This is a genomic window from Spongiibacter sp. (assembly GCF_041602295.1).
Taxonomy (GTDB): domain Bacteria; phylum Pseudomonadota; class Gammaproteobacteria; order Pseudomonadales; family Spongiibacteraceae; genus Spongiibacter.
The window spans coordinates 1-8,967 of sequence record NZ_JBFIGO010000105.1 but is presented as its reverse complement, the minus strand read 5'-3'; the positions used below and the strand labels follow the sequence as shown (position 1 = coordinate 8,967).

At 58.0% G+C, this 8,967-nt stretch carries 8 protein-coding genes; 7 read left to right on the top strand and 1 reads right to left on the bottom strand.

Going from position 1 to position 8,967, the window contains the following annotated elements; genetic code table 11:
* The first annotated feature begins 167 nt into the window (after positions 1–167).
* From ABYM29_RS13345 to ABYM29_RS13335, 3 genes are all read left to right on the top strand, one after another.
* Positions 168–1,073 carry an alpha/beta hydrolase gene (locus ABYM29_RS13345; RefSeq protein WP_372865269.1) on the top strand — a complete coding sequence of 302 codons (906 nt, stop codon included), beginning with the start codon at positions 168–170 and terminating at the stop codon, positions 1,071–1,073.
* A gap of 404 nt (positions 1,074–1,477) precedes the next feature.
* Positions 1,478–2,227: a Crp/Fnr family transcriptional regulator gene (locus ABYM29_RS13340; RefSeq protein ID WP_372865268.1), complete on the top strand. Its 750-nt coding sequence runs from the start codon at positions 1,478–1,480 to the stop codon at positions 2,225–2,227.
* Between the two features lie 472 nt (positions 2,228–2,699).
* On the top strand, positions 2,700–3,155 hold the full coding sequence (locus tag ABYM29_RS13335) for a hypothetical protein (protein ID WP_372865267.1): 456 nt from the start codon (positions 2,700–2,702) through the stop codon (positions 3,153–3,155).
* Between the two features lie 282 nt (positions 3,156–3,437).
* Here the strand turns inward: ABYM29_RS13335 and ABYM29_RS13330 are convergent, their stop codons facing one another.
* Complete coding sequence (locus ABYM29_RS13330) at positions 3,438–4,754, bottom strand: MFS transporter (protein WP_372865266.1); 1,317 nt, start codon at positions 4,752–4,754, stop codon at positions 3,438–3,440.
* Positions 4,755–4,907: 153 nt separating this feature from the next.
* On the opposite strand from ABYM29_RS13330, the gene cyoA reads away from it, so the two are divergent.
* From cyoA to cyoD, 4 genes are all read left to right on the top strand, one after another.
* The gene (gene cyoA, locus ABYM29_RS13325; protein WP_372865265.1) at positions 4,908–5,870 is read left to right on the top strand and encodes a ubiquinol oxidase subunit II; all 963 of its coding nucleotides are present in this window, start codon (positions 4,908–4,910) and stop codon (positions 5,868–5,870) included.
* A gap of 75 nt (positions 5,871–5,945) precedes the next feature.
* Entirely contained in the window at positions 5,946–7,940 is a 1,995-nt protein-coding gene (gene cyoB / locus ABYM29_RS13320) for a cytochrome o ubiquinol oxidase subunit I (protein ID WP_372865264.1), read from the top strand.
* Complete coding sequence (gene cyoC, locus ABYM29_RS13315; RefSeq protein ID WP_372865263.1) at positions 7,940–8,569, top strand: cytochrome o ubiquinol oxidase subunit III; 630 nt, start codon at positions 7,940–7,942, stop codon at positions 8,567–8,569. The genes cyoB and cyoC overlap by 1 nt, the downstream gene beginning before the upstream one ends.
* Entirely contained in the window at positions 8,566–8,922 is a 357-nt protein-coding gene (gene cyoD, locus ABYM29_RS13310) for a cytochrome o ubiquinol oxidase subunit IV (RefSeq protein ID WP_372865262.1), read from the top strand. Before cyoC ends, cyoD begins: the two co-directional genes overlap by 4 nt.
* The last annotated feature ends 45 nt before the right edge of the window (positions 8,923–8,967 follow it).

Sequence of the window (8,967 nt, the reverse complement as noted above, 5' to 3'; positions counted from 1 at the left end):
GCGCAGCTGGCCGAAAGGATGTTGGCGGCGGTCGCCGCGGAACAGTTCTGGGTGTTCAGTCACCCGGACTTTAAGGCGGAGTATCTGCGCCGCGCCCGGGAGTTGACGGACGAGCGGTCGCCGCAGTTCCAGTTAACGGTGTGCCAATAATCATCTGAGGTAATAGTATGCTCGACCCCCATACACAAGGGCTGCTCAATTTTATTAATAGTCAGCCGACACCATCGCCGGCGAGTGTGCCGCTGGAAACCCTGCGCGCGAGTATGGTGGTGCCCCAAGCCGAGGTAGAGGCAGTCGCCAGCGTGACGGAGCAAATGATTAGTGGCGGCGATGATCAGCCGATGCGGCTGCGTATTTACCGGCCCGAGTCGGCGACGGAGCCGCCGCTGCCCGCCATTGTGTATCTGCACGGCGGGGGCTTTGTGCTGTGCAGTCTCGATACCCACGACAATATTTGCCGCGCGCTGTGCAACAGCGCGGGGGCGGTGGTGGTGTCGGTAGACTACCGGCTGGCGCCGGAGCAGCCATTTCCCGCGGCGCCCGAAGACGGCTATCAAGCGCTGCTGTGGCTGTACCAACAGGCGGCGGAGCTCGGTATCGATGCGCAGGCGATTACGGTGGCGGGCGACAGTGCTGGTGCCAATCTGGCTGCGGTATTGTGCTTGCTGAGTCGCGATCGCAACGGCCCGGTGATTAATAAGCAGTTGTTGCTTTACCCGGCCTTGGATGCCCGCTGTAACAGCCCGTCGATGGCCGAGTTTGCCGAGGGTTATCTGCTCTCCCGCGAGCAAATGCGCTGGTTCTGGCAGCAGTATCTGCCGCCTTCCCAGCAGCACTCCCCCTATGCCCAACCGCGACTGGCCGATTTGTCGGGGCTGCCACCGGCCATTGTCATCACCGCAGAATACGACCCCCTGCGCGATGAGGGTGCAGCTTTTGCCGAGGCCTTGATGCAGGCGGGCAACCAAGTCGACTACCAGTGCGCGGGCGGTCAAATACACGGTTTTTGCAGCTATATGGACGCCCTGCCCGAGGCGAGGAGGACTCTGGGTTTGTTGGCGGCCAGCCTTTGACGGGGGCCGCAGCGGCGGCGCTAGTCGGAGGCGTGAGGGCGGCTGCGGTCGTCAATTTGGGGTAGGCCACCCTTGAGTGTTAACGGTATTATCTCGGCCTAGGACGTTGACTTAAGCTATCCCGCCAGCGTTCTCCCCTGGAAATTTTGCGTGCGGGGCTCCTTGCCCGCCGTGTCAATACACTATCTTGGTAATGCGAACGCCGTCTCGATATCAGCTGGGCCGGAGTGCGCTAACTTGACGTTTGTCAAATTGGCGCATTTCGGTAATTGTGCCGCATTGTTGAGAGGTCATACTATAGTGTAGCTAAATTTACCTGCTGGCAAGGCGGTATGTACTGCTGTACATGTGGGCACCGCTTGTTTCGTGCGCAGGGACAGGAGTTAATGTTAGGCGGAGACGGGATGAGCAAAGATATAATAACGACAGAGCATGCTAGCTTGAGCTCAGATTACCCGGATAAGACTGCACGGCGGGCAGATTGTGATAACTGCCACCACCGAAATCGCTGTGTGGCGAATCAGGCCAGGTTGGCGACCCGGTCCTTTGATATTGAAGAAGTGGTTTTTGAAAAAGGCGAGTTGTTTCAAAGAGATAGCGCGTTTGAAGCTCGTTTATACCTCCTCAAGTCGGGATCGGCGCAAGTTGATTATGAGACCGTGAGCGGTGAGCTGGCCGTTGGCGGTTTCTACTATCCAATGCAGGTATTCTGTTTTGACGGGCAAGGGAATAACTTGCTGCGCGACAGAATTACGGCGCTTGAAAAGTCGCGGGTGTGTTGCATGTCTCTGCGGCGCTCAGGGGGGGATGAGCCAGAGTCAGTTGCCAAATTTATTGAAGTGCTCAGGTTGGTTGCCTTGCAGAAGGGCCGTGACCGGCAGTTTGTTGCCACGGTGATTTCCAAGAGTGCCAAGGCGAAAGTTGCCGCATTTCTGTTGTATGTCAAGGAGTTAAAGAACGACACCGCTATCGCTGGGGGAGAGGTCATCTTGACCATGCCGCGCTCTTCAATCAGCAGCTTTCTGGGTATTTCTATAGAAAGCGTTAGCCGGGTGTTATCGATCTTAAGCAGTGAGGGCGTTGTCGAAGTCTTTAATCGCAGGGTTACTATCAAAAAAGAGGCTGAGTTAGAGAAAATTGCATATTTTGACTAGCCTGGCTGGTCATCGCCCGGCATTGCAGATTCTTGGCTTGGTCATCATTCCTTCATTTCCCCATCTTCTATGCTGGTGAGCCCTGTTTTATGCGGCTCCCCAGTCGTTTGCCTGTGGCGATCGTTCCTCTTTGAACTTTTGGGGTGCGTATAAGCACTAAGAAGCTTGTGTACTTGTTCCTATATTTTGAGTTCTGTATTGGCGAGAGAATTGGAATAATGTCGGCACTGTGTAAATTCCATTGACGTTATGCCGGCATTGCTGAAACTGGGCCGTGGCTGTAGGTGTAGGCAGCACGCCACCTAGAGCGGCCTTCGTCAAGGTTCTGCACTTGAGAAAAGCGTAGGTGCATTGAAAATGTCGGTTCTTTTGGGCCCTGTGTTGGCGTGTGCCTGAAGAAGAATTGGTCATGGTAATCGGCATCGGCTTTTTTTTGCGTAGAACGCTCGCCGGATTGCGAGGTCGGAATGGTATGAGTAATGTCTTTGAAGAAAAAAAGGATGATGGCTTTGCGTCACTCATTAAAGTCCCTATGCTGAAATCAAGAGTTAACCAATTAGAGAAGCTCTACAGGGATCTGGAGTTGTTTACCAGTTCCGGGAGTTGGGAATTTTGTGTCGACGAGGGGTGGATACTGTTTAGCGAGGGCGGTTGCCGGGTGCTGGGCTTGGCGCTGGACGAGCGCGAGTTGAGTCTTGAAAGCCTTGTGGCGTTTTGCAAACAAGAGTTCCGCGTACCACTCCGGGGCTTCTTTAGCCGCGACATTTCCCAGCAGGGTGCTGGGCGCTCTTTAGTTGTTGAAATGGAGGATCAAGACGGCTGTGTGATCAGCGTCTGTCTGTGTCGCTGTGACGACGACCCCGATGCCGACCCCCGGTATATCAGCGGCTTGATCAAAAGCCTCTCGCCGATCGCTGCGGGCTGTTAATTCGGTCCGCTCCTGCGGGGTTGTGACTTGCTGGCGTAATGCGCTACCACCAGTGCCGTTTTCCGGTGCCGGTCGGCCGTGGCCCCTGTCTACTCTGCGTCAAGATTGCCGGCAGAACGCGCTCAGCATAGCTGCTAGCCGCCCCTTGCTTCCCCTCGTTTTCTCGGCCAGTCCGTCGGCGACTGCCAATTTCATGTGCATGCCTGGCGCTGTTGGCCATCGCGCTGACGGTTTGTTTGTGGTGACCACGCTGTGGTGGCCACCGCTGCCCGGCCCTCCGGCTTAGGCCGCCGCTTCCAGGCGCCGGTTAATGTACAGGGCCAGCAGGGTGCACAGTGCCCCGGAGATCAGGTACCAGCTGACTGCCGACAGGCCAAAGTGGACTGACAGGCCCAGTGCGATCAGCGGCGCGAAGGCGGCGCCAAACAGCCAGGCAAAGTCCGAGGTCAGGGCGGCGCCGGTATAGCGAAAGCGCGGCGCAAAGTTCGCGGTGACGGTGCCGGAGGCCTGGCCGTAAGACACCCCCAGCAGGGCGAAGCCGATCAGGATAAAGGCGTCTTGGGCGGCGGCTGAGCCGCCCATCAGCATGGGTGAAAACAGCGCAAATACCGCGATCAGTACCGCCATCAAGCCGACGACGACGCGTTTGCCCAGCCGGTTGGCAATGGTGCCGGAGATGATCGTGGCAGCGATGCCCACCAGTGCGCCAAATATCTGAATCGTCAGTACGCTGCCCATCGCCTGTGAGCCGTTCAGCGATATCCACGACAGCGGGAACAGCGTAACGATGTGGAACAGGGCGTAGCTGGCCAGTGCCGCAAAGGCGCCGAGGAAAATATTCGGGCCTTCCTTGTCGAGCATTTCCTGGGTGCTGATCGGCTCCAGATCGCTCTCTTCCAGCGCGAGGGTGTATTCCTCGGTTAACACCAGGCGCAGCCGGGCAAACAGGGCGACTACGTTGATGGCAAAGGCGACAAAGAAGGGGTAGCGCCAGGCCCAGTTAGTGAAGTCCTCGGCGCTGACGCTGAGAATCAAATAAAGGAACAGGGCGTTGGCCAGCAGGAAGCCGATGGGTGCGCCCAACTGGCCAAACATGGTGTACCAATTGCGTTTCGCCGGTGGTGCATTAAGCGCCAGCAGTGACGGCAAGCCGTCCCAGGAACCGCCCAGGGCAAAGCCCTGCAGCAGGCGGAACAGCGCCAGCAGGAATATGGCGCTGCCGCCCAGGCTGTTGTAGCTGGGCAAAAAGGCAATGCCGGCGGTGGCGGTGCCGAGCAGGAACAGCGACACGGTGAGTTTGACGCTGCGCCCCCACTGGCGCTGAATGGCCATAAATATCGCCGTGCCAAAGGGCCGCGAGACAAAGGCCATGGAAAAAATGGCAAAGCCGTAGAGCATGCCATTCAAGGTGTCGGTGAAGGGAAAAAACACCTGCGGGAAGACCAGCACACAGGCGATGCCAAACACAAAGAAGTCGAAATGTTCCGAGGCGCGGCCGATAATCACGCCAACGGCGATCTCGCCAGGGGCCACCGGCGAGTGCCCGGCGGGGGTTTTCATGTCCGCAGCCACCGCGGTATTTGCTGTAGAATTTGCCATAGTCAGACGGTTTTCCCAGTCGTATTACGCTAATGAGTCAAAGCCTACCCCTTTTGACTGGGGCCGAACATAGGACAAATTGTCCAATTCTCCCCCCCGCTGGTTTCGCGTACAGTCCGCGTTCGAATGCACTAACTGGATTAGCGTGTGGCGATGTCAGTATTCAAAACTTCTATAAAGGCACTGGCGGTGGCGGTGTTCGCCGCAATGGTAGGCGGCTGCGACTGGGTGGTTATGTCTCCCTCTGGGGATATCGCCGCGCAGCAGGCCGACCTGATTATATGGGCCACGGTGCTCATGTTGATAATTGTGGTGCCGGTGATTGCGCTGACACTGCTGTTTGCCTGGCGCTACCGCGCCTCGAATGACAAGGCGACCTACAAGCCCGACTGGGATCACTCCACCCATCTGGAACTGGTGATCTGGGCGGCGCCGCTGGCCATTATCATCGCCCTGGGCGCGATGACCTGGGTGAGTACTCACCAACTCGATCCCTACCGCCCTCTGTCGCGTGTCGACGAGGGCAAGCCGGTGCCCGAGGGCGTGGAGCCGCTGGTGGTCGAAGTGGTGGCCATGGACTGGAAGTGGCTGTTCTTCTACCCCGAATACGGGGTGGCCGCGGTCAACGAGTTGGCGGCGCCGCTGGATCGGCCGATCAAGTTCAAGATTACCGCCACCACCATGATGAACTCCTTCTATATTCCCGCGCTGGCCGGGCAGATCTATGCCATGGGCGGCATGGAAACCCAGTTGCACGCGGTGATTAACGAGGTCGGGGTCTACGATGGTTTCTCGGCAAACTACTCCGGCGCCGGCTTTAACGGCATGCGCTTTAAATTCCACGGCATGAGCGACGGCGATTTCGCGCAGTGGCTGGATAAAGTGAAGGCGCAGGGCGACGAGCTGAGCCGGCCGGTGTACAAGGCGCTGGCCGAGCCCAGCGAGTACGAGCCGGTGCGTTACTACCGCGCGGTAATGCCGGGGCTGTATGACGCCATTCTCAATCGCTGCGTCGATCCGGGCACGCTGTGCATGAAGGATATGATGGGCGGCCATAAGGGCCACGGCGATCATCAAAATCACGGCGGTGAGGCGGCTGATCACCGTGGCCACTAACACCGCAAGTATTGCTCGGGCCGCGCAGCGGCCCTCCGATTCACTTAAGCAGCGCCTGGGGCGCGGGTAATTCCCATGTCTGAACAGTTTGATCTTGGCAAGCTCATTTTTGGCCGGCTCAGTCTGGAGTCCATTCCCTTTCACGATCCCATCATTATCGCGACCTTTGCTATGGTCGCGATCGGCGGTATCGCCCTGCTGGTAGCGATTACTCGCGCCAAGCTGTGGGGTTACCTGTGGACGGAGTGGTTCACCAGTATCGATCACAAGCGCATCGGCGTGATGTATATGATCCTGGGCATTATCATGCTGCTGCGCGGCTTTGCCGACGCCATCATGATGCGCATTCAGCAGGCGATCGCCTTTGGCGATTCGGCGGGCTATTTGCCGCCCGACCACTACGACCAGATCTTCACCGCCCACGGCGTGATTATGATCTTCTTCGTGGCGATGCCCTTTGTGGTGGGCCTGATGAACTACATCGTGCCGCTGCAAATCGGCGCTCGCGATGTCGCCTTCCCGTTTTTGAATAACTTCAGCTTTTGGATGACCGCCTCCGGCGCCATTCTGGTCATGCTGTCGCTGTTTATTGGCGAGTTCGCCAAGTCGGGCTGGCTGGCCTATCCGCCGCTCACCGGGATCATGCAGAGTCCCGGGGTGGGGGTGGACTACTATATCTGGGCGCTGCAGATCGCCGGGGTCGGCACCCTGTTGTCGGGGGTGAACTTTGTGGTCACCATCGTCAAAATGCGCGCGCCGGGCATGAGCCTGATGAAAATGCCGGTGTTCACCTGGACCGCCCTGTGTACTAACGTGCTGATTGTGGCGGCTTTCCCGGTGTTGACGGCGGTGCTGGCAATGCTGTCGATGGACCGCTACCTGGATACCAATTTCTTCACCAATGACCTTGGCGGCAACGCCATGATGTATGTGAACCTGATCTGGATCTGGGGTCACCCGGAGGTCTACATTCTGATCCTGCCGATCTTTGGTGTGTTCTCCGAGATCGTTTCCACCTACAGCGGCAAGCGTCTGTTTGGCTATTCCTCAATGGTCTATGCCACGGTGGTGATTACCATCCTGTCCTATCTGGTGTGGCTGCATCACTTCTTCACCATGGGCTCGGGGGCGACGGTCAACAGCTTCTTCGGCATTACCACGATGATTATCTCCATCCCCACTGGGGCGAAGGTGTTCAACTGGCTGTTCACCATGTATCGCGGCCGCATCCGCTTCGATGTGCCGATGCTGTGGACCGTGGGCTTTATGGTCACCTTCGTCATCGGCGGTATGACCGGCGTATTGCTGGCGGTGCCACCGGCGGACTTCGTGCTGCATAACAGTCTGTTTTTGATCGCTCACTTCCACAATGTGATCATCGGCGGTGTGGTGTTTGGCGTGTTCGCGGCCATTGCCTACTGGTACCCCAAGGTCACCGGTTACAAGCTCGATCCCTTCTGGGGCAAGATGACCTTCTGGTTCTGGCTGGTCGGCTTCTATCTGGCCTTTATGCCGCTGTACGTACTCGGCCTGATGGGCGTGACCCGCCGCATGAGCCAGTTCGACGACCCCTCGCTGCAAATCTGGTTTCAGATCGCCCTGGTCGGCGCGGTGTTGATCGGCATCGGTATTATCTGCTTCCTGCTGCAGTTCTACGTCAGCTACAAGAAGCGCGACCAGCTGCGCGACGAGACCGGCGACCCCTGGGATGGCCGCACGCTGGAGTGGTCTACCACCTCGCCGCCGCCGCAGTACAACTTTGCCTTTACCCCGCGCGTGCACGACAACGACGCCTGGTGGCAGATGAAGGCCAACGGTTTCAAGCGGCCCACCGATGGCTTCCTGGCCATTCATATGCCCAAGAACACCGCCGCTGGCGTGGTCATCGCTGGCATCAGCACCGTGCTTGGCTTCGCGATGATCTGGCATATGTGGCTGCTGGCCGGCCTGTCGCTGACCGCGCTGCTGGTGGCGACAATTGTTCATACCTTTAACTACGACCGCGACTACCATATTCCCGCCGAGGACGTGGCCAAGGTCGAGATGCAAGCAAGTGAGGTGAATGCCTGATGTCACATCCCACTGCCACAGCCGCTGCTGGCGGCGACCAGCTGGAGTTTTTGGTGCGCGGCGAACACCACGCGCCCAACGGCACACTGCTGGGTTTCTGGCTGTACCTGATGAGCGATTGCCTGATCTTCGCCGCCCTGTTCGCCACCTACGGTGTGCTCAGCCAGAGCTTTGCCGGCGGCCCCACCGGCGCCGAGCTGTTCGACCTGCCATTGATAATGCTCAACACCAGCTTCCTGCTGCTGTCGTCGATCACCTACGGCTTTTCTCTGTTGCAAATGCAGCAGGGCAAATTGCGCGGCACGCTGATCTGGCTGGCAATAACCGGGCTGCTGGGCACGGCGTTTTTGAGCGTCGAACTCTATGAGTTCTACCACCTGATCCATCAGGGTGCCGGGCCGCAGCGCAGCGCCTTTCTCACCGCTTTCTTTGCGCTGGTCGGCACCCACGGCCTGCACGTGACCATTGGGGTGATCTGGCTGGTCACTCTGCTGCTGCAGTTGTCGAAGCACGGCCTGACGCTGAGCAATCGCCGCCGGGTGTTCTGCCTGTCGATGTTCTGGCATTTCCTCGACGTTATCTGGATCGGTGTCTTTACCTTTGTCTACTTGATGGGGTCTATGTCATGAGTGAGCATCAACACGATCACGACCATCACGAAGAGCTGCCGCACGCCTCGTTCAGCGGCTATATGATCGGCTTTTTGGCCTCGGTGTTTTTAACCGCCATTCCGTTCTGGCTGGTGATGGGCGATGTCTTCGACTCGCGCAGCGCCACCACCGTGGCGATTCTTGGCTTTGCCGTGGTGCAGATTGTGGTGCATATGATCTACTTCCTGCACATGAACTTTCACTCCGAGGGCGGCTGGAACATGCTGTCGCTGCTGTTCACCGCGGTGCTGCTGTTTATCACCCTGTTCGGTTCGCTGTGGGTGATGTACAACATGAACGTCAATATGATGCCGGGGATGATGCAGGGCTGATATGAGCGCGCCGCGTTCGACCTCGTCTCGCCGCGCTGTCCATGT

What these genes read in the sequence shown, in the direction of transcription:
- ABYM29_RS13345 (WP_372865269.1), top strand. Translation starts at nt 168, where the DNA reads ATGCTCGACCCCCATACACAAGGGCTGCTCAATTTTATTAATAGTCAG.
- ABYM29_RS13340 (WP_372865268.1), top strand. Translation starts at nt 1,478, where the DNA reads ATGAGCAAAGATATAATAACGACAGAGCATGCTAGCTTGAGCTCAGAT.
- ABYM29_RS13335 (WP_372865267.1), top strand. Translation starts at nt 2,700, where the DNA reads ATGAGTAATGTCTTTGAAGAAAAAAAGGATGATGGCTTTGCGTCACTC.
- ABYM29_RS13330 (WP_372865266.1), bottom strand. Translation starts at nt 4,754, where the DNA reads ATGGCAAATTCTACAGCAAATACCGCGGTGGCTGCGGACATGAAAACC.
- cyoA (WP_372865265.1), top strand. Translation starts at nt 4,908, where the DNA reads ATGTCAGTATTCAAAACTTCTATAAAGGCACTGGCGGTGGCGGTGTTC.
- cyoB (WP_372865264.1), top strand. Translation starts at nt 5,946, where the DNA reads ATGTCTGAACAGTTTGATCTTGGCAAGCTCATTTTTGGCCGGCTCAGT.
- cyoC (WP_372865263.1), top strand. Translation starts at nt 7,940, where the DNA reads ATGTCACATCCCACTGCCACAGCCGCTGCTGGCGGCGACCAGCTGGAG.
- cyoD (WP_372865262.1), top strand. Translation starts at nt 8,566, where the DNA reads ATGAGTGAGCATCAACACGATCACGACCATCACGAAGAGCTGCCGCAC.